Here is a 24,342-nt window from a genome sequence, read left to right on the forward strand (position 1 = left end):
TAAGGAATTGGGGGAATGCCGCAAGGCCGGCATCGCGGCGGCCGCCCCGGCCGGCGCTGGGACCGCGGCGGCCACCCCGGGTGCGGATACCGCAGCGGCCGCCCCGCCGGCGCCGCAACCGGAGTGGCCACCCCGGCCGGTGCTCGGACCGGGGCGGCCACCGGGCCGGTCACGTCACTTGTTCAACGTGCAGGCGGCCAGCGCGTCCAGGCCCTGGGGCTTGGCGGCGGTGCGGCCGATGGCGGTGGCGATGCGGTTGACGGTCGCGACGCGCTTGTCCTTGAGGGGGCCGAGGATGGCGTTCTGGACGAAGTTGGGGCCGCCCTGGCCGACGGTGTCGACGAGGCGCTTGTTGGCCTCGGCGATCTGGGTGTTGAGCAGGGCGAGGTTGCGGTCGACCTCGGCCTTGGCGGAGGCGGGGACGGCGGGCAGCCGCGAGGCCACGTCCGGGCAGCTGATCGTGCCGACACCGGCGTTGCCCGTGTTCCCGTTGCCGCCCGCGTTCCCGTTGTTCCCGGCGTTCCCGTTCCCGTTGTTCCCGGCCCCCTGGGTCGCCGTCGCGCTCGGGGCCGCCGCGCCGCCGGCGTCGGCGCCCCCCGCGTTGAGGGCGCACGGCGCCAGCGCGTCCAGGCCCTGGGGCTTGGCGGCGGTGCGGCCGATGGCGGTGGCGATGCGGTTGACGGTCGCGACGCGCTTGTCCTTGAGGGGGCCGAGGATGGCGTTCTGGACGAAGTTGGGGCCGCCCTGGCCGACGGTGTCGACGAGGCGCTTGTTGGCCTCGGCGATCTGGGTGTTGAGCAGGGCGAGGTTGCGGTCGACCTCGGCCTTGGCGGAGGCGGGGACGGCGGGCAGCCGCGAGGCCACGTCCGGGCAGCTGATCGTGCCGGGGGACGCGAGGGTCCTGGCGTTCGTGCCGCTGCTCTTGGACGTCTCCCCGGCGAGGGCGGAGTTCACGACCACCGCGCCGGTCAGCGCCAGAGCGGCGGCGCCGCCGATGACCGCCACACGACGCTTGTTGTACTTCGGAAGAGCCCTGGACATGCGGATGCCTCACTTGGGTCAGGAGTGGGTGGGACTGACGCGGCGCCGGCGTTCGGTCGTGAGTACGGGAAAGCGGTTGCCGTTGTTCAAAGTCTTTTCAGAAAGTTCTCCGGAACCGGGGCGGCCCCGAGGGTGCGGGGGCTTCGATTGACGAATCATGCAGAGCGATGCATAATCATGCATGGCAGCGAACGCACTGTGAGGAGAGACCCGTGGCCGAGCGTGTCGTACTCGCCTACTCAGGCGGTCTGGACACCTCCGTCGCCATCGGCTGGATCGCCGAGGAGACGGGCGCCGAGGTCATCGCCGTCGCGGTCGACGTCGGTCAGGGTGGCGAGGACCTGGACGTCATCCGCAAGCGCGCCCTCGCGTGCGGCGCCGTGGAGGCGGAGGTCGCCGACGCCAAGGACGAGTTCGCCGAGGAGTACTGCCTGCCGGCGATCAAGGCCAACGCCCTCTACATGGACCGCTATCCGCTGATCTCCGCGCTCTCCCGGCCGGCGATCGTCAAGCACCTCGTCGCCGCCGCGAAGAAGCACGGCGCCACCACCGTCGCCCACGGCTGCACCGGCAAGGGCAACGACCAGGTCCGCTTCGAGGCCGGCATCGTCGCCCTCGCCCCCGATCTGACGTGCATCGCCCCGGTCCGCGACTACGCGATGACCCGCGACAGGGCCATCGCGTTCTGCGAGGAGAAGAACCTCCCGATCGCGACCACCAAGAAGTCCCCGTACTCCGTCGACCAGAACGTCTTCGGACGTGCCGTCGAGACCGGCTTCCTCGAGGACATCTGGAACGCGCCGGTCGAGGACATCTACGAGTACACCTCGAACCCGGCCACCCCGCGCGAGGCCGACGAGGTGATCATCACCTTCGAGGCGGGCGTCCCGGTCGCCGTCGACGGCAGGCCCGTCACCGTCCTGCAGGCCATCCAGCAGCTGAACGAGCGCGCGGGCGCCCAGGGCATCGGCCGGATCGACATGGTCGAGGACCGTCTCGTCGGCATCAAGTCCCGCGAGGTGTACGAGGCTCCGGGCGCGATCGCCCTGATCACCGCCCACCAGGAGCTGGAGAACGTCACCGTCGAGCGCGAACTGGCCCGCTACAAGCGGCAGGTCGAGCAACGCTGGGGCGAACTGGTCTACGACGGCCAGTGGTTCTCCCCGCTCAAGCGCGCCCTCGACGGCTTCATCGACGAGGCCGGCCGGCACGTCTGCGGCGACATCCGGATGACCCTGCACGGCGGCCGCGCGGTCGTCACCGGCCGGCGCTCCCAGACGTCGCTGTACGACTTCGACCTCGCCACCTACGACACCGGCGACACCTTCGACCATGCGGCGGCCAAGGGCTTCATCGACATCCACAGCCTGTCGTCGAAGATCGCGGCCCGGCGGGACCTCGCGCAGGCGCCGCCGGGAACTCCCACGCACTAGCCTGACAGCCGCCTCCTCAGTCACGTCGTGGGGAGGCGGCGGCACATCCGTATCTCTCTAGGAGCAACGCAGTGAGCAGCAACAGCGGTGACGTACGGCTCTGGGGCGGCCGTTTCGCCGACGGTCCCGCCGAGGCCCTGGCGAAGCTGTCCGCGTCCGTCCACTTCGACTGGCGGCTCGCGCCCTACGACATCGCCGGTTCGCGCGCCCACGCGCGCGTGCTGCACAAGGCGGGCCTGCTCACGCAGGACGAGCTGACCCGTATGCTCGCGGGCCTCGACCGGCTCGAGGCGGACGTGGCGGACGGCTCGTTCGTGGGTACCGTCGCCGACGAGGACGTCCACACCGCCCTGGAGCGCGGCCTCCTGGAGCGCCTCGGCCCCGACCTCGGCGGCAAGCTGCGCGCCGGCCGGTCCCGCAACGACCAGGTCGCCACCCTCTTCCGCATGTACCTGCGGGACCACGCCCGGATCATCGGCGGTCTGATCGCCGAGCTCCAGGACGCGCTGATCGGCCTGGCGGAGGCCCACCCGGACGTGGCGATGCCCGGCCGCACCCACCTCCAGCACGCCCAGCCGGTCCTCTTCGCCCACCACGTCCTCGCCCACGCGCAGTCCCTGTCCCGGGACGCCGAGCGGCTGCGCCAGTGGGACGAGCGCACGGCCGTCTCGCCGTACGGGTCCGGCGCGCTCGCGGGCAGCAGCCTCGGCCTGGACCCCGAGGCGGTCGCCGAGGACCTCGGCTTCGAGCACGGCAGCGTGGGCAACTCCATCGACGGCACCGCGTCCCGCGACTTCGTCGCCGAGTTCGCCTTCATCACCGCGATGATCGGGGTCAACCTCTCCCGGATCGCCGAGGAGATCATCATCTGGAACACGAAGGAGTTCTCCTTCGTGACCCTGCACGACGCGTTCTCCACCGGCTCGTCGATCATGCCGCAGAAGAAGAACCCGGACATCGCCGAGCTGGCCCGCGGCAAGAGCGGCCGCCTCATCGGCAACCTGACCGGGCTCATGGCCACCCTCAAGGCGCTGCCCCTCGCCTACAACCGTGACCTCCAGGAGGACAAGGAGCCGGTCTTCGACTCCTGCGACCAGCTCGAGGTCCTGCTGCCCGCCTTCACCGGCATGATCGCCACCCTCACCGTCAACCGCGAGCGCATGGAGGAACTGGCCCCGGCCGGCTTCTCGCTCGCCACCGACATCGCCGAGTGGCTGGTCAAGCAGGGCGTCCCGTTCCGGGTGGCGCACGAGGTCGCCGGCGAGTGCGTGAAGGTCGCCGAGGCGGAGGGCAAGGAGCTCGACGATCTGACGGACGAGCAGTTCGCCAAGATCTCCGCCCACCTCACCCCCGAGGTGCGCTCCGTCCTCAACGTGCCGGGCGCCCTGGCCTCGCGCGACGGCCGGGGCGGTACGGCACCGAGCGCGGTGGCGGTCCAGCTGGCCGAGGTGAAGGCGAACGTGGCGGCGCAGCACGAGTGGGCGACGGCCAAGAAGCAGGGCTGAGGGCAGCGCTCCTGGAAGGGGCGCCTTGGAACCGCGCGAGCGGCCACGGAGCACCCGCACCCGCCGGCGCGGTGCGCGCCCCGGTTCCCGGGCGCCCCGCTCACCCGGCGGAGCGTGATCGCGGGTTACGTTGGTCGCACGCCGTACCGGAGCCGACCGAACGGAGCCCGCGATGCCCTTCGCCCGCCTCGCCTCAGCGACGACCCCGACCTGCCACGTCGGGCTGGGGCTCGCCGCCGTCGGCCGCCCCGGCTACATCAACCTAGGCCGGGACCACGACCTCGGCGAGGACCGCGGCGTCGAGACCCTGCGCGCCCGCACCCACGAACTCCTCGACGCCGCCTACGCCCAGGGCGTGCGCTACGTCGACGTCGCCCGCTCCTACGGCCGCTCCGAGGAGTTCCTCGCCGACTGGCTCCGGGCCCGCCCCGACGTCGACGACATCGTCGTAGGCAGCAAATGGGGCTACACCTACACCGCCGACTGGACCACCGACGCGGACGAACACGAGGTCAAGGACCACAGCGTGCGGACGTACGAGCGTCAGCGCGCCGAGACGGCCGAGCTGCTCGGCGACCGGCTCGACCTGTACCAGATCCACTCGGTGACCCCGGACAGCCCCGCACTCACCGACAAGGAACTCCACGCGAAGCTGGCGGAAGCGGCGGACCAGGGCCTCACCCTCGGCTTCTCCACCAGCGGTCCCGCCCAGGCCGACGCCATCCGCGCCGCCCTCGCGATCACAATCGACGGCACCCCCCTCTTCCGCACGGTCCAGTCGACGTACAACGCCCTGGAGACCTCGGCCGCCCCCGCCCTCGCCGAGGCGCACGAGGCGGGGCTCACGGTGATCGTCAAGGAGGGCATGGCCAACGGACGCCTCGCCGAGCCGCACGCACCGCGGGCCCTGAAGGCGGTGGCCGAGGAGATCGGCCTCGGCTGTGACGCCGTCGCGCTCGCCCTGGTCCTCCGGCAGCCGTGGGCCGGGGTCGTCCTCTCCGGCGCCGCGACCACCTCCCAGCTCGCCTCCAATCTGCACGCGGCCGCCGTCGACCTCGACGAGGACCAGGTGGACCGCCTCGCCGCACTGGTGGAGGACCCGCGGGTCTACTGGGAGCGGCGCGCAAGCCTGCCCTGGCACTGATCACCCGCCCACGCCGAACAGATGAGTCACACGCGACCGCAGTAAGTCATACATGCCTGGTTGAGACATCAATGTCTCATATGCGTTATGGTTGTCTCATGGCTGTCGATCGTGACCATGTGCTGCGCAGCGCCGCGGCGCTGCTGACCCGCAAATCCACCGCGACCATGGACGAGGTCGCCAAGGCCGCCGGGATCAGCCGGGCCACGCTGCACCGGCACTTCGCCGGCCGCGACGCGCTCGTGCGCGCGCTGGAGGCGCTCGGCATCCAGGAGTGCGAGGCCGCCCTGGACGCGGCCCGGCTGGAGGAGGGCTCCCCGACCGAGGCCGTACGCAGACTCGTGCGCGAGATCCAGCCCGCCGCCGGGCTGCTCGCCTTCCTCTACGGCGAGAACCAGCTCTGGGAGGGCGGCCCGGACGAGGGCTGGCTGCGTCTCGACACCCGCATCGGCGCGGTGTTCGTGCGCGGTCAGCAGGCCGGCGAGTTCCGCATCGACCTGAGCCCGGCCTGGCTCACCGAGGCGCTCTACGGACTGATCGCGTCGTGCGCCTGGGCGATGCAGGACGGCCGGGTCGCCCGCAAGGACTTCACCCACCTGATCGTCGAGCTGCTGCTCGGCGGCGCACTACGGAGAGAGGAACCATGACCAGCACCCTGCAGCCGGCGACCGCGCCCGAGGCGGTGAGGCGCCCGGGCCGCTGGCTCGCGCTGTCCGTCCTCGTACTCGCCGTGCTGCTCGTTGCCGTCGACGCGACCGTCCTCGGTCTCGCCACCCCGTACATCAGCGAGGACCTGCAGCCCTCCGGCACCCAGCTGTTGTGGATCGGCGACGTCTACTCCTTCGTCATCGCCGGACTGCTGGTGTCGATGGGCAGCCTGGGCGACCGCATCGGCCGCAAGCGGATCCTGCTCGGCGGCGCCACCGCCTTCGGCGCCGTGTCCGTGCTGAACGCCTACGCGACGACACCGGAGATGCTGATCGCGGCCCGGGCGCTGCTCGGCGTCGCCGGCGCCACACTGATGCCGGCCACGCTGGCCCTGATCCGCAACCTCTTCCACGACCCGCGCGAGCGCAGCCTCGCCATCGGCATCTGGGGCGCCACCGCCTCCGCCGGCACGGCCGTCGGCCCGATCGTCGGCGGTTTCCTGCTCGAACACTTCTGGTGGGGCTCGGTCTTCCTCATCAACCTGCCCGTGATGGTGGTCCTCGTCCTCGTCGGCATCAGGACCCTCCCCGAGTCCCGCGATCCGAACCCCGGCCCCTGGGACCTGACCAGCGTCGTGCTGTCGCTCGTCGGCATGATCGGTGTCGTCTACGCCGTCAAGGAGGCCGCGACCCACGGCCTCACCCCGGCCCCCCTCGCCGCGGGCCTGCTGGGCGCGGCCGCGCTGTACGGATTCGTACGCCGCCAGCTGACGCTCCCGGCCCCGCTGCTGGACATGCGGCTGTTCCGCAACCGCGGCTTCAGCGGCGCCGTCCTGGCCGACCTGCTGACCGTCCTCGGCCTGTCCGGCCTGATCTTCTTCCTCTCGCAGTACCTGCAACTCGTCCAGGGCAGGCGCCCCTTCGAGGCGGGCCTGGCCGAGCTGCCCGCCGCGGTCGGCGCGGTGGCGGCCGGACTGATCGCGGGCCGCGCCGCCCGACGCCTCTCGGTCCGCGCCGTCGTCTCGGGCGGCCTGGCGGCGATCGGCCTGGCCCTGGCCGCCCTGACCGTGATCGACGAGTCCACCGGCTATCCGCTGCTGGGGGCCGCCCTGCTGGTCGTCGGCGTGGGCGCCGGCTTCTCCTTCACGGTGACCGCCGACGTGATCCTGTCCTCGGTCCCCAAGGAACAGGCGGGCGCGGCCTCCGCGGTCTCGGAGACGGCGTACGAGCTGGGCGCGGCCCTCGGCATCGCCGTACTGGGTTCGATCGTGACGGGCGTGTACCGCGACTTCACCGGCCCGGCCGGCACCCCGGAGGGCGCCCGCGAGTCACTGGGCGGAGCCGTGGAGGCGGCGGGCCATCTGCCGTCGCAGACGGCCCAGGAGCTGCTGGTCTCGGCCCGCGCGGCCTTCGTGGACGGCCTGGGCATGGCGGCCGGCGCGGGCGCGGTGGTCCTGCTGGCGACCGCGGTGGCGGCATGGTTCCTGCTGAGGAACCAGCACCTGGAGAACGCCGGATGAGCGCAGCGGCCCGAGGGACACGGGGGAACCGCGCGAGACACCACGACGGAGCCGCACCGCGGGCACGGCCGAACCGCCCGAGGCGCTAGGCCGCCTTGGCCTTGGTGGCGTACATGTCCACGTACTCCTGCCCGGACAGCCGCATCACCTCGGCCATCACGGAGTCGGTCACCGCCCGCAGCACATAGCGGTCCCGGTCCATCCCGTCGTACCGGGAGAACTCCATGGCCTCCCCGAACCGCACGGTGACCCGGCTCGGCCGGGGCATCCCCGACCCGCCCGGCTGGATCTTGTCCGTGCCGATCATCGCGAACGGCACGACCGGCGCGCCGGTCATCAGGGTGAGCCGGGCGATACCCGTGCGCCCCCGGTACAGCCGGCCGTCGGGCGACCGGGTCCCCTCGGGGTAGATCCCGAAGACCCGGCCCTCCTCCAGGATCCGCCGCCCGGTCATCAGGGCGGCGACCCCGCCCTTGCCGCCGTCGCGGTCGACCGGGATCATGCCGACGCCGGTGAAGAACCAGGCCATCAGCCGGCCCTTGATCCCCTTGCCGGTGACGTACTCGTCCTTGCCGATGAAGAAGACCTGCCGGTCGCACACGAGCGGAAGGATCATCGAGTCGATGAAGGTGAGGTGGTTGCCGGCCAGGATGACCGGGCCCTCGCCCGGGATGTGCTCCACGCCTTCGACCCGGGGGCGGAACATCAGGCGCATGACCGGTCCGAGCACTGCCTTGATGAGCGCGAAGCGGGACAACGAGCCCTCCGATGTCAAGGGATAGCGGTATGAGTCTGTGCAGGTGAGGACGATACTCGCGGGGCCCCGGCCACCGCACATCGGGTTCACCGAGGCCTTACGCACTGTTGACGTACGTTTACCTGAACGGGTGCCTCGACGCGGGTCCGTCACACGAACGGAACGAGGTGGGGAGCCCGTCCCGCACGCCGGGACCCGCTCGCACCGCCGGCACCCGACCGGCTACCCCACCCCGCCGCGCCGAATCCGACGGGACGTCACATCTGCGCAGGGCATACGCCATTCGCTGTCATCCCCGTGTTCGAGCCGAAGCCTCCCTCCGGTCATGTGCACGCCCCTACGATCGGCGCGCACGGACGAGCCGACGGCAGGGAGGCCGCACATGGGAACGCGCGAGTCGCAGGAGTCGCAGCGGGCGCAGGACGCGCAGGAGTCGAACAACCGGGCGGGCGGAAGCGGACGGCGGGCGTTCCTCGGAGCTGCCGCCGCACTCGGCGCCACCGGAACGGCCCTCGGCCTGACGGGCACCGCGAGAGCCGCCGACGCGCGGCACGGCGCCGGACAGGGCGGCAAGGGCCTCGCGAGCCTGCCCGTGCCGACGATCATCGGCCACCGGGGCGCCAGCGGCTACCGGCCCGAGCACACCTTCGGCGCCTACGAGCTCGCCCTCGACCTGGGCGCCGACATCGTCGAGGCCGGCGACCTCGTCCCCACCAGGGACGGCCACCTCGTCTGCCGCCACGAGCCGGAGATCGGCGGCACCACGGACGTGGCGAGCCACCCCGAGTTCGCCGACCGCAGGACCACCAAGCTCCTCGACGGCGTCCCCACCACCGGCTGGTTCACCGAGGACTTCACCCTCGCCGAGCTGAAGACCCTGCGCGCGACCGAGCGCATCCCGGCCAACCGCCCGCACAACACCCTCTACGACGGCCGCTGGGAGATCCCCACCTTCGAAGAGGTCCTGACGTGGCAGGACGAGCAGACCCGGGCGCGCCGCAAGCAGGTCTGGATCTACCCCGAGCTCAAGCACCCCACCTACTTCCGCAAGCTGGGCCTGGGCCTGGAGGAGCGGGTCGCCAAGCTGCTGCGCCGGCACGGCAAGGACGGCAAGAACGCGCCGGTCATCCTGCAGTCCTTCGAGCCGACCAGCATCCAGCGCCTGAACAAGCTGGTCGACACCCCCCTCGTCGTCCTGCTCTCCGGCGCCACCACCCGGCCCTGGGACTTCGTGGAGACCGGCGACCCGCGCACCGTCGCCGACCTCGTCACCCGCAAGGGGCTCCGCGAGATCGCCGGCTACGCCCAGGGCATCGGCCCCACCCTCGACCTGATCATCCCGAGGGACGCGAACGGCAACCTCACCACGCCGACCACGCTGGTGAAGGACGCCCACGCGGTCGGCCTGGTCCTGCACCCCTGGACCCTGCGCAACGAGAACCCCTTCCTGCCCGCGAACTTCCGCAAGGGCACCGACGCGGACGCCTACGGAGACGTCTTCGGCGCCTACCGGACGTACTTCGCGACCGGCATCGACGGCGTCTTCACCGACCAGCCCGACACGGGCCTGCTGGCCCGCGAGGAGCACGTCAACGGCTGACCGACCCGTTGGGGTGACAACCGGCCGCCCGGGCAACCCACCGCCCGGGCGGCGCGTCGTGCCCCACGTGAAGCACGACCTGCTGGCCGACCTGCGCCCCCTGCTCGCCGCGGAGGCCTCCGCCGAGGCCCACGCCACCGGAACGGAGCCCGCCGACCTCGAACAGGCGGTCTCGCTGCGCCTGCTGGAACACCTCGCCGCCGAGGGCCCGCCGCCCGACCCGCAGGGCTGGCTGCGCCGCGCCGTGCGCGCCGAGTCCCGCCGCACCCGCCGCACGGCCCGCCGGGAGCGGCCGTACGAGACCGATCCCGCCGACGACCGCGACGGCCCCGAGCACCGCGTCCTCGCCGCCGCCCGCCGCCGCGCCCTGCACGACGCCGTGCACCGCCTCCCCGGCCGCTGCCCTCGTCTCCTCCGGGCCCTGCTGTCCCCCGAGGACCTCACATACCGGGAGATCGCCGGGGAGTTGGGTATCTCACAGGGCAGTCTCGGACCGGAACGCTCCAGATGTCTGGGATGTCTACGGCGTCTGCTCGCGCCGGAGGTTGCGACGCGCGAAGTGCGGGGATAGGTGTGAAGAACCACAGGCGATCAGGTGAGCGGGAGGCGTGCGCACATGGGCATGAGCGTGACCATCTCGGTGGCGACCGAGCAGGATGCCGAGCAGATCTTCAGGCTGCAGTACCTGTGCTTCCAGAGCGAAGCCGCGCTGTACGGCAACTACCGCATCGCGCCCCTCGTCCAGACCCTCGACTCGGTCCGGCAGGAACTGGTCTCCGACTGCGTCTTCGTGGCCCGGCTGGGTGAGGAGGTCGTCGGCTCGGTCCGCGGCACCATCACCGAGGACGGCGCCGCCGCGATCGGCAAGCTCTGCGTCCACCCCCGCCTCCAGGGCCACGGCATCGGCGCCCGTCTGCTCCGGGCGGCCGAGTCCGCCCTCGCCGAGGAGCGCGGCGCCACGAAGTTCCGCCTCTTCACCGGCCGGCGCAGCGAGGGCAACCTCCGCCTCTACCGCCGCGTCGGATACGAGACGGTGGGCACCGCCGAGGGCACGGACGGCGTGCCGATGATCATCCTGGAGAAGGCGGCGGGGGAGTACGCGGCTACTGCCTGACCGTACGGGACCTGCGCAGCCAGTACAGCGCGGTCAGTGGCAGCAGTACGGGAATGAACACGTACCCCATCCCGTAGTCCGACCACACGGTGGAGTCGGGGAAGGCGGACGGCTCCACCAGCGTCCACGTACCGACGACCAGCACACCCGCGAGCTCGGCGGCGCAGCACACCTGGGCCGCCCTCCGCGCGGTCTCCCCGCCCCGCACCAGCGAGTACGTGATGAAGCCGTACACCACACCGGCCAACGCCGACAGCGAGTACGCCAGTGGCGCCCGGTCGAACTCGGTGGCGATCTGGTACACCGACCGCGACACCGCCCCGACGACCATCACGCCGTAGAACCACACGAGCACCAGCCCCGGCCCTGCGATGAGCCGTGCCGGCTTCTCCTCGACGGCCGCCATCTCAGCCTCCCCAGATGTCGAAGAGCCGCACCTCGAGGACGGCGAGCACCACGCCGCCCGCGGCCACCGTCACCGAACCCCACCGGGTCCGCTCGGCCAGCGACATGAACCCCGCCGCCGGCACGGACGCGAACGCCCCCAGCAGATACGCCACGAAGATCGTCGTGCCCTGCTCCGGCTTCTCACCCCGCGCCAGCAGCACGATCCCGACCACCAGCTGCGCCAGCGCCAGCACCGACACCACGGCCATCCCGATGAAGTGCCAGTCCTTCGTCGGCTGGTCACGGTAGGCCGCCCAGCCGCACCACGCGGCGAGCAGCAGCGCGGCGACACCGGTCACCAGCGTCAGGACATCAAGCATGCTGTGACCTTATTACGGCCGAAACGGCCTCCTGCGGGCGGGCCCGCCGTGCCGCGTAGGGTCTGGACCATGACGATCCACGCGCAGGCCCTCCTCTTCGACAACGACGGCACCCTCGTCTCCACCCTCGCCTCCGTGGAGCGCTGCTGGACCCTCTGGGCCCGGGAGTACGGGATCACCGCCGAGGAGTTCGCGCGCGTCGAACTGCACGGACGCCCGGCCGTGGAGATAGTCGCCGACCTGCTGCCCGCCCGGCTCGTGCCGGAGGCCGTCGCCCGCGTCGAACAGCTCGAGGTGGACGACGTGCCCCACGGGGGAGTCGAACTGCTCCCCGGCACCAGGGCGTTCCTCGACGCCCTCCCCGCCGACCGCTGGGCCGTCGTCACCTCCGCCACCCGGCGCCTGGGCGAGGCCCGCCTCGCGGCCGTCGGCATCCGGCCCAAGACCCTGGTCACCGCCGACGACGTCACCCGGGGCAAGCCCGACCCCGAGCCCTACCTGCTCGCCGCCCGTGAACTCGGCGTCGATCCCGCCCGCTGCGTGGTCTTCGAGGACGCCCCGGCGGGTCTGGCGGCCGGTCGCGCGGCCGGCATGCGGACCGTGGCGTTGGCCACAACCCACCCGGCCCACGAGCTCGACGCCGATCTGGTGGTGCGGAACCTGTCCGCCTTGTCCGCACTGGTCACTTACGAGGGCGTGGAGATCTCCGAGCGCCTCTGAGGCCGTCCACGGCTGTCCAGCATGCGGACAGCGCGGCTTTGTCAGGACCGTACGTCTGCTTTACTGATCGCATGACCACGACGAGCAGCCGCACCCTTGCGACCGAGGCGACCATGACGCCCGGTGCTCGTTGTCTGTGTCGAATGTGCGCCTTCTAGAGGGCCCCCGCACCACCCCCGCGCTCGCGCCCCGAAGCGAGCCGTCGTGGCACGTCCGTACGCCGTGAGCCGTACGCGACCCGAGCCGCGCCCAGCGCACATGTTCTCCCCCGGTTCCATCGCCACCGCGAGAACCGTGTCGCGTCCCTGACCGATTCGCATCCGTGCCCGGGCACACCCACGCCCGCGCACTCGACAGTGACGGAAACCCAGTGATCACCACATCGGGCCTGACCAAGGTCTACCGCTCGCGCGGCCGTGAGGTCACCGCCCTCGACGGCGTCGACCTTCACGTCCGCGAAGGCGAGGTGTACGGCGTCATCGGCCAGTCCGGTGCCGGCAAGTCCTCGCTGATCCGCTGCATCAACCTGCTCGAGCGCCCCACCTCCGGGACGGTCACCGTCGCCGGACAGGACCTCACCGCCCTCGCCGGACGCGGGCCGCGCGCGGGCCGGGAGCTCCGCCGGGCGCGCAGCCGTATCGGCATGGTCTTCCAGCACTTCAACCTGCTGTCCTCGCGGACCGTGCAGGACAACGTCGAGCTGCCGCTGGAGATCCTCGGCCAGTCAGGGAAGGAACGTTCCCGCAAGGCGCTGGAACTCCTCGACCTCGTCGGCCTCGCCGACAAGGCCAAGGCCTACCCCGCCCAGCTCTCCGGCGGTCAGAAGCAGCGTGTCGGCATCGCCCGCGCCCTCGCCGGCGACCCCAAGGTGCTCCTCTCCGACGAGGCCACCAGCGCCCTCGACCCGGAGACCACCCGCTCGATCCTGGCCCTGCTGCGCGACCTGAACCGGCAGCTCGGTCTGACCGTCCTGCTCATCACGCACGAGATGGACGTGGTCAAGAGCATCTGCGACTCGGCCGCGCTCATGGAGCAGGGCCGCGTCGTCGAGTCCGGCACGGTCAGCGAACTGCTCGCGACCCCCGGCTCCGAGCTGGCCGCCGCGCTCTTCCCGGTGGGCGGCGAGGCCGGCGGCGACGACCGCACCGTCGTGGACGTCACCTTCCACGGCGAGGCCGCGACCCAGCCGGTCATCTCCCAGCTGTCGCGCACCTACAACATCGACATATCGATCCTCGGCGCCGCCATCGACACCGTCGGCGGCCTCCAGGTCGGCCGCATGCGCATCGAGCTGCCCGGCGGCTACGAGGACAACGTGGTGCCCATCGGCTTCCTGCGCGAACAGGGCCTGCAGATCGATGTCGTGAACGAGCCCCGGCTCGTGAAGGAAGGTGCCAAGTGACCTGGTCCGAGATGCAGCTTCTGCTGGAGCAGGCGTGTTGGGACACCCTCTACATGGTGGGCTGGTCCACGCTCATCGCCGTCGCCGGCGGCCTGCCGCTGGGCATCCTCCTCGTCCTGACCGACCGGGGCGGCCTGCTGCAGAACGTCGTCGCCAACAAGGTGATCGGGCAGGTCGTGAACATCGCCCGCTCCATGCCGTTCATCATCCTGATGGTCGCGCTGATGGGCTTCACGCGCTCCCTCACCGGCACGACCATCGGCCGGGAGGCCGCGATCGTGCCGCTCGCCATCGGCGCCATCCCCTTCTTCGCACGCCTGGTCGAGACGGCTGTCCGGGAAGTGGACGGCGGGCTGGTCGAGGCCGTGCAGTCGATGGGCGGCAACACCTGGACCATCGTCCGCAAGGTCCTCGTACCGGAAGCCCTGCCCTCGCTGATCGCCAGCACCACCACCACGATCGTCGCCCTCATCGGCTACTCCGCGATGGCCGGCACGGTCGGCGCCGGCGGCCTCGGCGACATCGCCATCCGCTACGGCTACCAGCGCTTCGAGACCGAGCTGATGTGGATCACGGTGGCGATCCTCGCCGTCGTCATCTCGCTCATCCAGTTCGCCGGCGACTTCGCCGCCCGCTCCCTGCACCGCCGCGGCGGCCGCTCGGGCCCCGCGCCCCGGCTGCGCCTGCTGAAGGCGAAGGAGCCCGCGGCCGCCGACGTCGGCAAGGTCGCCTGACCCACCCCCTCAGACTCCCCGCACACCCGCAGCGGGGTCGCACCACCCTCAGGAAAGGCACTTTTCGTGCGTAACACCGCCAAGATCACCACCGCCGTCCTCGCCGCCGGAGCCCTCACCCTCGGGCTCACCGCCTGCGGCTCGGGCAAGGACTCCGCCTCCGGCAGCAGCGGCCCGCTGATCGTCGCCGCGAGCCCCGTCCCGCACGCCGAGATCCTCACCTTCGTCAAGGACAACCTGGCACAGAAGGCGGGCCTCGACCTGGAGGTCAAGGAGTTCACCGACTACGTCACGCCGAACACGGCGACCGAGGACGGCTCGGTGGGCGCCAACTACTTCCAGAACCAGCCGTACCTCGACGACTTCAACAAGAAGAACGGCACCCACATCGTGCCCGTCGTCACGGTCCACCTGGAGCCGCTCGGCCTCTACTCCAGCAAGGTCAAGAGCGTCGAGGACCTGAAGAGCGGTGCGACCGTCGCCGTCCCCAACGACACCGTCAACGAGGCGCGCGCCCTGAAGCTGCTCGCCGCCAACGGGCTCATCACCCTCAAGGACGGCGCGGGCAACTCGGCGACCCCCGCCGACATCACCAAGAACCCGAAGAACCTGAAGTTCAAGGAGCTGGAGGCGGCGCAGACCCCGCGCTCGCTGAACGACGTGGACGCCGCCGTCGTCAACGGCAACTACGCCATCGAGGCCGACCTCAAGCCCGCCGAGGACGCGCTCGTCCTGGAGTCCGCCAAGGACAACCCCTACGGCAACTTCCTCGCCGTCAAGGAGGGCAACGAGGACGACCCGCGCGTCAAGAAGCTCGCGAAGCTCCTGACCTCCGCCGAGGTCAAGAAGTTCATCGAGGACAAGTACGCCGGCTCCGTCATCGCCTCCTTCTGAGGCACCCGGCGACGGCCCGCCGCGCGCCCCTCGCGCCACCGCGCGCACGCACGGGGTCCGCTCCTTCACCCGGTGGGTCCTGCCTCACTCCCTCCGGGCAGTGGGGGAGGACCCCGTGATGCGTCGCGGTGCTTTCATGCTGCATGCTGGGCAGTTCAGCGGGCCTGACGGTCAAGCAGGTCGGATCCCGACGGTTTCGAAGGTTACGGAGCGGCGCATGACGAGCACCTTCCCCACCATCTCCATCAGCACGGAGCGGTTGGTGCTGCGTCCCCTCGATGAGGACGACGTGCCCGCCCTGGCCGAGATGATGAACGACGAGCAGGTCGCGGCCTGGACATCCGTCCCCCAGCCGTTCACCGAGGACGGCGCCCGCACCTGGATCAGCGAGTACGCGCCGGCCGAACGCACGGCGGGCCGCGGCCTCGACCTCGCCGTCACCGAGTTCCTGACCCAGCGGCTCGTCGGAATCATCCAGCTCGGCAAGACGAACTGGCACGTCCGCTCCACCGAACTGTCGTACATCATCGCCCCCTGGGCCCGCGGCGAGGGCTACGCCTCCGAGGCGGCGCTGGCCACCGCCCAATGGCTCTTCAACGACCAGAAGTTCGAGCGCATCGAGCTGCGCACGGCCGCCGACAACACCGCCTCACAGCAGGTGGCGCAGAAGATCGGCTGTATCAGCGAGGGCGTCCTGCGCAACGCCTGCATAGCGCGCGCCCGCGCCGAGGACGGCACCTGGACGGAGGTGCGCACCGACTTCATCGTGTGGAGCCTCCTCCCGGAGGACCTGGAGGGCGGCGGCGAGCAGTTCGCGGAGAGCGGCGGCTTCACGTCCTACACCGACTGGAACTGATCCCCGCCCACCGCACCGCCACCGCCCGGCTCCCCGCGACCAGGTACCCTCACGGAGCCCGCTGCCTGCGTAAACCCCCGGGAGACTGACGACGATGGCCGACCGCGTCACGGTGATCGGCTGGGACGGCTCGCCGCTGACCGCCGCGGCCCGCTCCGCACTGGGTGCCGCCACGCTGGTGGCCGGCGCCGCCCACCACCTGGCGCTGCCCGAAGTGCCGCCCGCCGCCGAACGCATCCGTCTCGGCAGCCTCGCCCTCGCCGCCCGTCGCATCGCCGCCCACCGCGGCACCGCGGTCGTGCTCGCCGACGGCGACCCCGGCTTCTTCGGCGTCGTGCGCACCCTGCGCGTACCCGAGTTCGGCCTGGAGGTCGAGGTCGTCCCGGCCGTCTCCTCCGTCGCCGCGGCCTTCGCCCGCGCCGGCATGCCCTGGGACGACGCCGAGGTGGTCGTCGCACACCGGCGCACCCTGCGCCGCGCGGTGAACGTGTGCCGCGCCCACACCAAGGTCGCCGTCCTCACCTCGCCCGGTGCCGGCCCCGCCGAACTGGGCCTGCTGCTGGAGGGTGTCCACCGCACCTTCGTCGTCTGTGAGGAACTCGGCACCGACCGCGAGCAGGTCAGCGTCGTCACCTCCGACAAGGCCGCCGACCACACCTGGCGCGACCCCAACGTCGTCATCGCCATCGGCGGATCCGCCGGTCCCGTGGGCGCCGGGGAGAGCGGCTGGATCGCCGGCCGCGACCCCGGCACCGGCCCGCGCGGCTGGGCGCTGCCCGCCGAGGCGTACGGCGGTGACCTCGGCGAGAGCGAGTCGGAACTGCTGCGCGCGGCCCAACTCGCCCGGCTGGGCCCGCGCGTCGGTGACCTCGTCTGGGACATCGGCTGCGGCAGCGGCGCCTTCGCGGTCGACGCCGCGCGGGCGGGGGCGGCCGTCATCGCCGTCGACCGCGACCGGGCGGCGTGCGCCCGCACCGACGCCTGCGGGCGCCACTACGGCGTCCAGCTCCAGATCGTCCACGGCACCGCCCCGCACGTCCTGGAGGACCTGCCCGAACCGGACGTGGTCCGCGTCGGCGGCGGGGGAGCGGCCGTGGTCTCCGCGGTCGCCGACCGCCGTCCGCAGCGCATCGTCACCCACGCCATGACCCGTGACGCCGCCGAACTCGTCGGCCGCGACCTGACCGAACACGGCTACCGCGTCGAGTGCGCCCTCCTCCAGTCCGTCGAACTCGACACGCGGGCCTGGACGGAGACGGAACGGAGCGTCGCGTTCCTGCTCAGCGGGGTCCTGCCCGACCGCTCGGCATGACCGGGTTCGCCCTCCCCGTGATCCTGTTGTCGTACCGCGCGCGGTAGGCTGGCCGATCGTCGTACCGCATCCGGTCGCCCGGCGCTTCGTCGGTCAATGTCCGGAAAACACATCCGTTTTGGGATGCGTGTGGTACGGCAGAACCGGAGGGCGCGCAACGTGGCGCAGTCCACAGCGCCGTGTCGCGGATCAAGCTGTCGCGACGTGGCGACGGCCGGGACAATGCCACTGAATGGCTTTGTCGCTTTTTCGGGCGGGTCGTTCGTGCCGCTGGGCGCGGACGCTCGTTCTTCACTACGGGGCGGTCGGTGCGCCGTTCCGGGTGAGCTGGTCGTAGGAGCACTAACCGATGGGCGAGGGGTACGCATGACCGACACCGGCCAGGTCCCGGGCGAGGGACTGCCGGAGAACGCAGGCATGGTGGAGCAGCCGGGCGCCCCCGCGCACGGCGCGTACACCTACCTCTCCGAGACCACCGCCGAGGACGAAGACCTGTTGCTGCTGCCGGGCGCCCAGAGCGCCTGGGGCAACGAGGTGGCGCCGCCCGCGCCGGAGCCGGTGGTCGAGGCCGTTCACGACCCGGTGGCCGAGGCGGTTCACGAGCCGGGGCCGCACGAGACGGCCGGCCGCGACAGCGGTTCGGTCGACCTCAGCGCGGTCCGCCTTCCCGGCCCGACGGCGCCGACGACCCCGATTCCGCCGATCACGCCCCGGCGGCCCCTGCACCTGGGCCCGCCCATCCCCAACACCTCCGCCAGCCCGGTCCGCTCCCTCGCCGACCGCGGCCCCGCCGGGGCGCCGGTACGCCATCCCGGCCCGCCGTCGTCCGGCCCCGAGTACCTCGACGTCCCGCCGCTGAGCGAGACGCCCCCGCAGGGCGCGGCTCCCTGGGGCCCCCAGGCCGCGGCCCAGGCGCCGGTCGCTCCAGGGGCGGCCCCTGCGGAAACGGTTGTTCCGACAGCCCAGCAGCAGCCCGAGCCGGTGGGCGCGGCCCAGGCGGTCGTGGCCCGCCTGGCCACGGAGGCCGTCGCGGCCACGGGTGCCCCGCACGGGGCAGAGCACGGGCAGGCGGCCGGGACACCGCTGCCCCCGGAGGCCGTGTCCGCGTACGCCGGCGACGGCGCGCAGGCCGGTGCGGGAGGCGTGGGTCAGCCGGAGGGCGTGCCCGCAGGCGCGGCGCCCGCACAGGCGGCGCCGACCGCGCCCGCGGGTCCGGTGGCGGAGCCCGCCCCCGTGCCCGGCCCCGCAGCCGTGCCCGGCCAGGTGTCCGTGCCCGGCCAGGTGTCCGTGCCCGGCGCGGGTGGGCCGGTGGACGCCACGCACGTGCCGGAGCCCGTACCGGTTGCCGAGGGCGGGCACGCGCCTGAGGGCGAGCAGGTTTCCGACGGCGGGCAAGCTGCCGAGGGTGAGCGCGCGGAAGTGGCCGCTGCCGCCCACTCGCAGGCACTTGAGCAGGTCCCGGCCGAGCCCGCGCAGGCCCCCGAGGCGAACGTCCCCGAAGCGGTGCCGGCTCCCGAAGCGGTGCCGGCTTCTGACGCGGAGGAGACTCCCGCGGCGCCCGCCGCCGACGCGGCCGAGGCCCCGGCGCCCGCGCCTGCCCAGGTGACCGAGGCGCCCGTGGCGGAGGCGGCTCAGGTCGCGGAGGCACCCGTGACGGAGGCGGCTCACGTCGCGGAGGCACCGGTGGGCGAGATGCCTCCGGTTGCCGAGACTCCCGTGCCCGGCTTCGCTCCCGAGGCCCCCGCCACCGAGGCCCCCGCCGCCGACGCGGCCGCCGCGGCCCCGGCTCCCCAACCCGCGCGGGCAGCCGAAGCACCCGCGTCGGCCCCGGCCCCCGAGGCGGTCCCCGCCCCGGAGGCTCCGGCACCGGGCGTCGCCCCGGAGGCGGCCGCCCCCGACGCGGCTCAGCCCGCCGCCCCCGCGCCCGACCCCGCCCAGGTCCCCGGAGCGGCAGCTCCCGCAACCCCCCGGATGCCGGAGCCGCTCGCCCCTGCCCCGGAGCCGGTGACCCCCGCCGCCGACCCGGTAGCCCCTGCCCCGGAGCCCGTCGCCGTCGCCCCCGAGGCGCCCGCCCCGGTCCCGGAGCCCGTCGAGGCGCCCGCCGAGCCCGCCGTAGCCGCTGTCCCCGACGCTCCGCAGCTCGCGGACGGCTCCCCGGCTCCCGCCGAGGGCATTCCCGCCGAGCCGGTTCCCCAGCAGGCCGAGGCCGAGCAGGTGCCCCAGGAGCAGCCGGTGGCGGGCCTCCCGGTCGAGCCAGCGCCGGAGAGCGAGCCCACCCCGGACCACCAGGCGGAACAGCAGGTGGAGCCCGCGCCCGCGACCCCGGCGCACGCCGCCCCGGCTCCCGCCCCGGTCGCGGCCCCGGCATCCCAGGTCTCGGACGCCGCCGTCCCGGTGACGGCCGAGGGCGAAGCCGCTTCGGTGCCCGCCCCGGACACCGCGGCCTCCGCCGACGCCACGCCCGCCGAGCCGCGACCGGACGCCCCGCTGGGCCAGTTCGTCCCCGCGGAGGGCACGGTGCCCACCACCCCGCACCTCGCCCCCACCCCGCCGCACCCCGTGGCGACCCCGGTCGACCCGCAGGCGCCCGCGCCGCAGGCCGAGACCCCCGCCGCGGCGGCCGCCGAGACCCCCGCCGCCTCGGTCCCCGCCCCGAGCGGAGCCGAGGCCTCGGTCGAGGCCGCCCCGGAGACGGCCCCCGAGCCCGACCCGAACGTGGCACAGAACCCGGAGGACCTGGACACCAGGGCCGCCGACCAGGACGAGACCCACGAACAGGTCCACGACCAGAAACACGAACAGGTCCAGGACCAGAGCCAGGAGCAGGTTCCGGCCCAGGGCCCGGACCAGAGCCAGGAAGAGAGCACGGCCCCGGTGGAAGAAGCACGACAGCCCACCGGTCCCGCCGCGCCCGCGTACGACGACGCCGAGCGCGAGGCCGTGCTGAAGGTCATGCGCGAGCGCCGCGACATCCGCAACGGCTTCCGCAGCGACCCCATCCCGCACGAGGTGCTGCTGCGCGTCCTGGAGGCCGCCCACACCGCGCCCTCCGTCGGCCACTCGCAGCCCTGGGACTTCGTCGTCATCCGCTCCGCCGACACCCGGCGCGCGATGCACGAACTGGCGATGCGTCAGCGTGACGCGTACGCGAAGTCGCTGCCCAAGGGCCGAGCGAAGCAGTTCAAGGAACTGAAGATCGAGGCCATCCTCGACACCCCGGTGAACATCGTCGTCACCGCCGACCCGACCCGCGGCGGCCGCCACACGCTGGGCCGCCACACCCAGCCGCAGATGGCGCCGTACTCCGCCGCGCTCGCGGTCGAGAACCTCTGGCTCGCCGCCCGCGCCGAGGGCCTCGGCGTCGGCTGGGTCAGCTTCTTCGACGAGCGCGAGATGGTCCGCGCCCTCGGTCTGCCCGAGCACCTGGAGGTCATCGCCTACCTGTGCGTGGGCTACGTCGACGAGTTCCCGGACGAGCCCGAGCTGATGCAGGCCGGCTGGGCCAAGCGCCGCCCGCTGTCGTGGGTCGTCCACGAGGAGACGTACGGCCGTCGCGCGCTGCCCGGCGAGGACCCGCACGACCTGCTCGCCGAGACCGTCGCCGGGATCCGCCCGCTGGACGCCAAGGCGCTCGGCGAGGCGTGGGAACGGCAGAAGCGCATGACGAAGCCGGCCGGGGCGCTGGGCATGCTGGAGATCATCTCCGCCCAGCTGTCCGGCCTGTCCCGCCAGTGCCCGCCGCCGATCCCGGAACCCGCGGCCGTGGCGATCTTCGCCGGTGACCACGGTGTGCACGGCCAGGGCGTCACCCCCTGGCCCCAGGAGGTCACCGCCCAGATGGTCGCCAACTTCCTGGGCGGGGGAGCGGTCTGCAACGCCTTCGCGACCCAGGTGGGCGCCGAGGTGTGCGTGGTGGACGTCGGAGTGGCGGGCGACCTCCCGGCCACGCCGGGCCTGCTGCCCCGCAAGGTCCGCGCGGGCACGTCCGACATGACCACCGGCCCCGCGATGACCCGCGAGGAGGCCAAGCAGGCCATCGAGGTCGGCATCGAGACGGCCCGCGACCTGGTGGCGGCCGGCAACAAGGCGCTTCTCACCGGTGAGATGGGCATCGCGAACACGACGGCTTCCGCGGCCCTCATCTCCGTCTTCACGGGCGCGGACGCCGCCGAGGTCACCGGCCGGGGCACCGGCATCAACGACGAGACCCTCGCCCGCAAGACCGAGGTCGTCCGCCGAGCCCTCGAACTCCACCAGCCGGATCCGGCCGACCCCATCGGCGTACTCGCCGCGATCGGCGGCTTCGAACACGCCGCGATCGTCGGTCTCCTGCTGGGCGGCGCCTCCCTGCGGACGCCGGTGATCCTGGACGGTGTCAGTGCCGGCGCCGCCGCCCTGGTCGCCCGCGCCATCGCCCCCGAGGTCCTCGCGGCCTGCATCGCGGGCCACCGCAGCGCCGAGCCGGGCCACGTCGCCGCCCTGAACAAGCTGGGCCTGCGCCCGCTGGTCGACCTCGACCTCCGGCTGGGCGAGGGCACCGGCGCCCTCCTGGCGCTGCCCCTGGTCCAGAGCACCGCGAGGGCGATGCACGAGGTGGCGACCTTCGATTCGGCGGGGGTCACCGAGAAGTAGGACCGGTCCGGGTCGGCGGGGACGCGCTCCTGCGTGCCCCCCGGCCCCGCCGTACGCTGAACGCACATCCTAAAATTCGCACGTCAGGGCCGCTCCAGAGCCGCAGCGCCCATTCCCCGCCTGTTCGAGGAGCCGCCCCTCATGGCCGAACACCCCGCCTACCCCGTAGGCCTCCGCCTCACCGGCCGCAGGGTCGTCGTCCTCGGCGGCGGCCAGGTCGCCCAGCGCCGTCTCCCGGCGCTGATCGCGGCGGGCGCGGACATCCACCTCGTGTCGCCCGAAGCCACCCCGTCCGTCGAGGCCATGGCGGACGCGGGCGAGATCACCTGGCACCGGCGCCCCTACGCCGAGGGCGACCTCGCGGACGCCTGGTACGCCCTGATCGCGACCGACGACTCCGCGACCAACACCCGGGCCTCGGCGGAGGCGGAGGCGCACCGGGTGTGGTGCGTCCGCTCCGACGACGCCGACGCCGCCACCGCCTGGACGCCCGCCACCGGCACCAGCGAGGGCGTCACCGTCGCCGTCCTCACCACCGAGGCCAGGGGCCGCGACCCCCGCCACACCGCCGCCATCCGCGACGCGGTCGTCGAGGGCCTGCGCGACGGCACCCTGGTCGCCCCCCACCACCGCACCCGCACCCCCGGCGTCGCCCTCGTCGGCGGCGGTCCCGGCGACCCGGACCTGATCACGGTCCGCGGCCGCCGCCTCCTCGCCGAGGCCGACGTCGTCATCGCCGACCGCCTCGGCCCGCGCGACCTCCTCGCCGAACTCCCGCCGCACGTCGAGGTCATCGACGCGGCGAAGATCCCGTACGGCCGGTACATGGCCCAGGAGGCCATCAACAACGCGCTGATCGAACACGCCAAGCAGGGCAAGTCCGTCGTCCGCCTCAAGGGTGGCGACCCGTACGTCTTCGGCCGCGGCATGGAGGAGCTCCACGCCCTCGCCGAGGCCGGCATCCCCTGCACGGTCGTCCCGGGCATCTCCAGTTCGATCTCGGTCCCCGGCGCGGCCGGCATCCCGGTCACCCACCGGGGCGTCGCCCATGAGTTCACGGTGGTCAGCGGTCATGTCGCCCCCGACGACGAGCGCTCCCTGGTCGACTGGCCGTCGCTGGCGAAGCTCACCGGCACGCTCGTGATCCTGATGGGCGTCGACAAGATCGGGAAGATCGCCGAGACCCTGGTCGCGCACGGGAAGCCGGCCGACACCCCCGTCGCCCTCGTCCAGGAGGGCACCACGGCCGCCCAGCGCCGCGTCGACGCGACCCTGGCGACGGTCGCCGAGACGGTGCGCGCCGAGGACGTGAAGCCCCCGGCGGTGATCGTCATCGGCGAGGTCGTCACCGTCGGCCCGCCGACGTCGGCGTAACCCGGGGTAACAGAACCTGTACCGAGCCGTTGGCACCACACCCAGGACAAGGCAGTATCACCCCTGTGGCCGATCTCATCACCGTTGAGGACCCCGCCGACCCGCGCCTGCGCGACTACACCGGGCTGACCGACGTGGAGCTGCGCCGCCGGCGCGAGCCCGCCGAGGGCCTGTTCATCGCCGAGGGCGAGAAGGTCATCAGACGGGCCAAGGAAGCCGGCTACGAGATGCGGTCGATGCTGCTCTCCGCCAAGTGGGTCGACGTCATGCGCGACGTCATCGACGAGCTCCCGGCCCCGGTCTACGCCGTCAGCCCGGAGCTCGCCGAACGCGTCACCGGCTACCACGTCCACCGCGGCGCCCTCGCCTCCATGCAGCGCAAACCGCTCCCCACGGCCGCCGAGCTGCTGCGCACGGCCCGCCGGGTCGTGATCATGGAGTCGGTGAACGACCACACCAACATCGGCGCCATCTTCCGATCGGCCGCCGCCCTCGGCATGGACGCCGTGCTGCTCTCCCCGGACTGCGCCGACCCCCTCTACCGCCGCAGCGTGAAGGTCTCCATGGGCGCGGTCTTCTCCGTGCCGTACGCCCGCCTCGACACCTGGCCCAAGGGCCTGGACTCGGTCCGCGAGGCCGGCTTCACGCTCCTCGCCCTCACCCCGGACGAGAAGGCCCGCAGCCTGGACGAGGCCGCGCCCCACACGATGGACAGGGTCGCCCTCATGCTGGGCGCGGAGGGCGACGGCCTGTCCACCCAGGCCCTGGTCGCCGCCGACGAGTGGGTCCGCATCCCCATGTCCCACGGCGTCGACTCGCTCAACGTGGGCGCGGCGGCCGCGGTCGCCTTCTACGCTGTGGCGACGGGCCGCCCGCGGACGTAGACCACG

General features: G+C 72.7%; 21 protein-coding genes. 17 read left to right on the forward strand and 4 right to left on the reverse strand.

The genetic code is table 11. From position 1 onward, the window contains the following. Positions 1 to 174: 174 nt before the first annotated feature. Positions 175 to 1,041: a hypothetical protein gene (locus tag ACIBBD_RS21160; protein WP_399420991.1), complete on the reverse strand. Its 867-nt coding sequence runs from the start codon at positions 1,039 to 1,041 to the stop codon at positions 175 to 177. A gap of 212 nt (positions 1,042 to 1,253) precedes the next feature. On the opposite strand from ACIBBD_RS21160, the gene ACIBBD_RS21165 reads away from it, so the two are divergent. The 5 genes from ACIBBD_RS21165 to ACIBBD_RS21185 all read left to right on the forward strand — a co-directional run bounded on the left by ACIBBD_RS21165 (position 1,254) and on the right by ACIBBD_RS21185 (position 7,290). After that, the gene (locus tag ACIBBD_RS21165) at positions 1,254 to 2,474 is read left to right on the forward strand and encodes an argininosuccinate synthase (RefSeq protein WP_399420992.1); all 1,221 of its coding nucleotides are present in this window, start codon (positions 1,254 to 1,256) and stop codon (positions 2,472 to 2,474) included. A 71-nt stretch (positions 2,475 to 2,545) separates the two neighbouring features. Continuing rightward, positions 2,546 to 3,979 carry an argininosuccinate lyase gene (argH, locus tag ACIBBD_RS21170; protein WP_399420993.1) on the forward strand — a complete coding sequence of 478 codons (1,434 nt, stop codon included), beginning with the start codon at positions 2,546 to 2,548 and terminating at the stop codon, positions 3,977 to 3,979. 172 nt (positions 3,980 to 4,151) lie between these two features. After that, on the forward strand, positions 4,152 to 5,123 hold the full coding sequence (locus tag ACIBBD_RS21175; protein WP_399420994.1) for an aldo/keto reductase: 972 nt from the start codon (positions 4,152 to 4,154) through the stop codon (positions 5,121 to 5,123). A 98-nt stretch (positions 5,124 to 5,221) separates the two neighbouring features. Continuing rightward, on the forward strand, positions 5,222 to 5,770 hold the full coding sequence (locus ACIBBD_RS21180; RefSeq protein ID WP_399420995.1) for a TetR/AcrR family transcriptional regulator: 549 nt from the start codon (positions 5,222 to 5,224) through the stop codon (positions 5,768 to 5,770). After that, positions 5,767 to 7,290 (forward strand): MFS transporter, encoded by a 1,524-nt coding sequence (locus ACIBBD_RS21185; RefSeq protein ID WP_399420996.1) that lies wholly within the window; start codon positions 5,767 to 5,769, stop codon positions 7,288 to 7,290. The genes ACIBBD_RS21180 and ACIBBD_RS21185 overlap by 4 nt, the downstream gene beginning before the upstream one ends. 85 nt (positions 7,291 to 7,375) lie before the next feature. Here the strand turns inward: ACIBBD_RS21185 and ACIBBD_RS21190 are convergent, their stop codons facing one another. Continuing rightward, a complete protein-coding gene (locus tag ACIBBD_RS21190; protein ID WP_399421034.1) occupies positions 7,376 to 8,047 on the reverse strand; it encodes a lysophospholipid acyltransferase family protein in 672 nt (223 codons plus the stop codon). Between the two features lie 382 nt (positions 8,048 to 8,429). Between ACIBBD_RS21190 and ACIBBD_RS21195 the strand changes: the two genes are divergently transcribed. The 3 genes from ACIBBD_RS21195 to ACIBBD_RS21205 all read left to right on the forward strand — a co-directional run bounded on the left by ACIBBD_RS21195 (position 8,430) and on the right by ACIBBD_RS21205 (position 10,761). Further along, the gene (locus ACIBBD_RS21195; protein ID WP_399420997.1) at positions 8,430 to 9,647 is read left to right on the forward strand and encodes a glycerophosphodiester phosphodiesterase; all 1,218 of its coding nucleotides are present in this window, start codon (positions 8,430 to 8,432) and stop codon (positions 9,645 to 9,647) included. A gap of 67 nt (positions 9,648 to 9,714) precedes the next feature. Beyond that, positions 9,715 to 10,218 carry an RNA polymerase sigma factor gene (locus ACIBBD_RS21200; RefSeq protein WP_399421035.1) on the forward strand — a complete coding sequence of 168 codons (504 nt, stop codon included), beginning with the start codon at positions 9,715 to 9,717 and terminating at the stop codon, positions 10,216 to 10,218. Positions 10,219 to 10,263: 45 nt separating this feature from the next. After that, positions 10,264 to 10,761 carry a GNAT family N-acetyltransferase gene (locus ACIBBD_RS21205; protein WP_399420998.1) on the forward strand — a complete coding sequence of 166 codons (498 nt, stop codon included), beginning with the start codon at positions 10,264 to 10,266 and terminating at the stop codon, positions 10,759 to 10,761. Here the strand turns inward: ACIBBD_RS21205 and ACIBBD_RS21210 are convergent. Both ACIBBD_RS21210 and ACIBBD_RS21215 read right to left on the reverse strand, forming a co-directional pair. Further along, on the reverse strand, positions 10,751 to 11,167 hold the full coding sequence (locus ACIBBD_RS21210) for a hypothetical protein (protein ID WP_399421000.1): 417 nt from the start codon (positions 11,165 to 11,167) through the stop codon (positions 10,751 to 10,753). The genes ACIBBD_RS21205 and ACIBBD_RS21210 overlap by 11 nt on opposite strands. 1 nt (position 11,168) lies before the next feature. After that, the gene (locus tag ACIBBD_RS21215) at positions 11,169 to 11,528 is read right to left on the reverse strand and encodes a hypothetical protein (RefSeq protein ID WP_399421001.1); all 360 of its coding nucleotides are present in this window, start codon (positions 11,526 to 11,528) and stop codon (positions 11,169 to 11,171) included. Between the two features lie 69 nt (positions 11,529 to 11,597). On the opposite strand from ACIBBD_RS21215, the gene ACIBBD_RS21220 reads away from it, so the two are divergent. From ACIBBD_RS21220 to ACIBBD_RS21260, 9 genes are all read left to right on the forward strand, one after another. Further along, positions 11,598 to 12,248: an HAD-IA family hydrolase gene (locus ACIBBD_RS21220; protein ID WP_399421002.1), complete on the forward strand. Its 651-nt coding sequence runs from the start codon at positions 11,598 to 11,600 to the stop codon at positions 12,246 to 12,248. Positions 12,249 to 12,618: 370 nt separating this feature from the next. After that, on the forward strand, positions 12,619 to 13,650 hold the full coding sequence (locus ACIBBD_RS21225; protein WP_399421003.1) for a methionine ABC transporter ATP-binding protein: 1,032 nt from the start codon (positions 12,619 to 12,621) through the stop codon (positions 13,648 to 13,650). Beyond that, positions 13,647 to 14,384, forward strand: coding sequence for a methionine ABC transporter permease (locus tag ACIBBD_RS21230; protein WP_399421004.1), 738 nt, complete (start codon positions 13,647 to 13,649; stop codon positions 14,382 to 14,384). Before ACIBBD_RS21225 ends, ACIBBD_RS21230 begins: the two co-directional genes overlap by 4 nt. A gap of 66 nt (positions 14,385 to 14,450) precedes the next feature. Continuing rightward, positions 14,451 to 15,278 carry a MetQ/NlpA family ABC transporter substrate-binding protein gene (locus tag ACIBBD_RS21235; protein ID WP_399421005.1) on the forward strand — a complete coding sequence of 276 codons (828 nt, stop codon included), beginning with the start codon at positions 14,451 to 14,453 and terminating at the stop codon, positions 15,276 to 15,278. Positions 15,279 to 15,495: 217 nt separating this feature from the next. Further along, positions 15,496 to 16,134, forward strand: a complete 639-nt coding sequence (locus tag ACIBBD_RS21240; RefSeq protein WP_399421006.1) for a GNAT family N-acetyltransferase — start codon at positions 15,496 to 15,498, stop codon at positions 16,132 to 16,134. A 94-nt stretch (positions 16,135 to 16,228) separates the two neighbouring features. Beyond that, positions 16,229 to 17,446, forward strand: a complete 1,218-nt coding sequence (gene cbiE, locus ACIBBD_RS21245; protein WP_399421007.1) for a precorrin-6y C5,15-methyltransferase (decarboxylating) subunit CbiE — start codon at positions 16,229 to 16,231, stop codon at positions 17,444 to 17,446. A 366-nt stretch (positions 17,447 to 17,812) separates the two neighbouring features. After that, positions 17,813 to 22,078 (forward strand): nicotinate-nucleotide--dimethylbenzimidazole phosphoribosyltransferase, encoded by a 4,266-nt coding sequence (gene cobT / locus ACIBBD_RS21250; RefSeq protein ID WP_399421008.1) that lies wholly within the window; start codon positions 17,813 to 17,815, stop codon positions 22,076 to 22,078. Between the two features lie 141 nt (positions 22,079 to 22,219). Beyond that, positions 22,220 to 23,452: a uroporphyrinogen-III C-methyltransferase gene (cobA, locus tag ACIBBD_RS21255; RefSeq protein WP_399421009.1), complete on the forward strand. Its 1,233-nt coding sequence runs from the start codon at positions 22,220 to 22,222 to the stop codon at positions 23,450 to 23,452. Positions 23,453 to 23,517: 65 nt separating this feature from the next. Continuing rightward, positions 23,518 to 24,336, forward strand: a complete 819-nt coding sequence (locus tag ACIBBD_RS21260; RefSeq protein ID WP_399421010.1) for a TrmH family RNA methyltransferase — start codon at positions 23,518 to 23,520, stop codon at positions 24,334 to 24,336. The last annotated feature ends 6 nt before the right edge of the window (positions 24,337 to 24,342 follow it).

The organism is Streptomyces sp. NPDC051315 (assembly GCF_044455165.1).
In the GTDB taxonomy this organism is placed as follows: Bacteria; Actinomycetota; Actinomycetes; order Streptomycetales; family Streptomycetaceae; genus Streptomyces.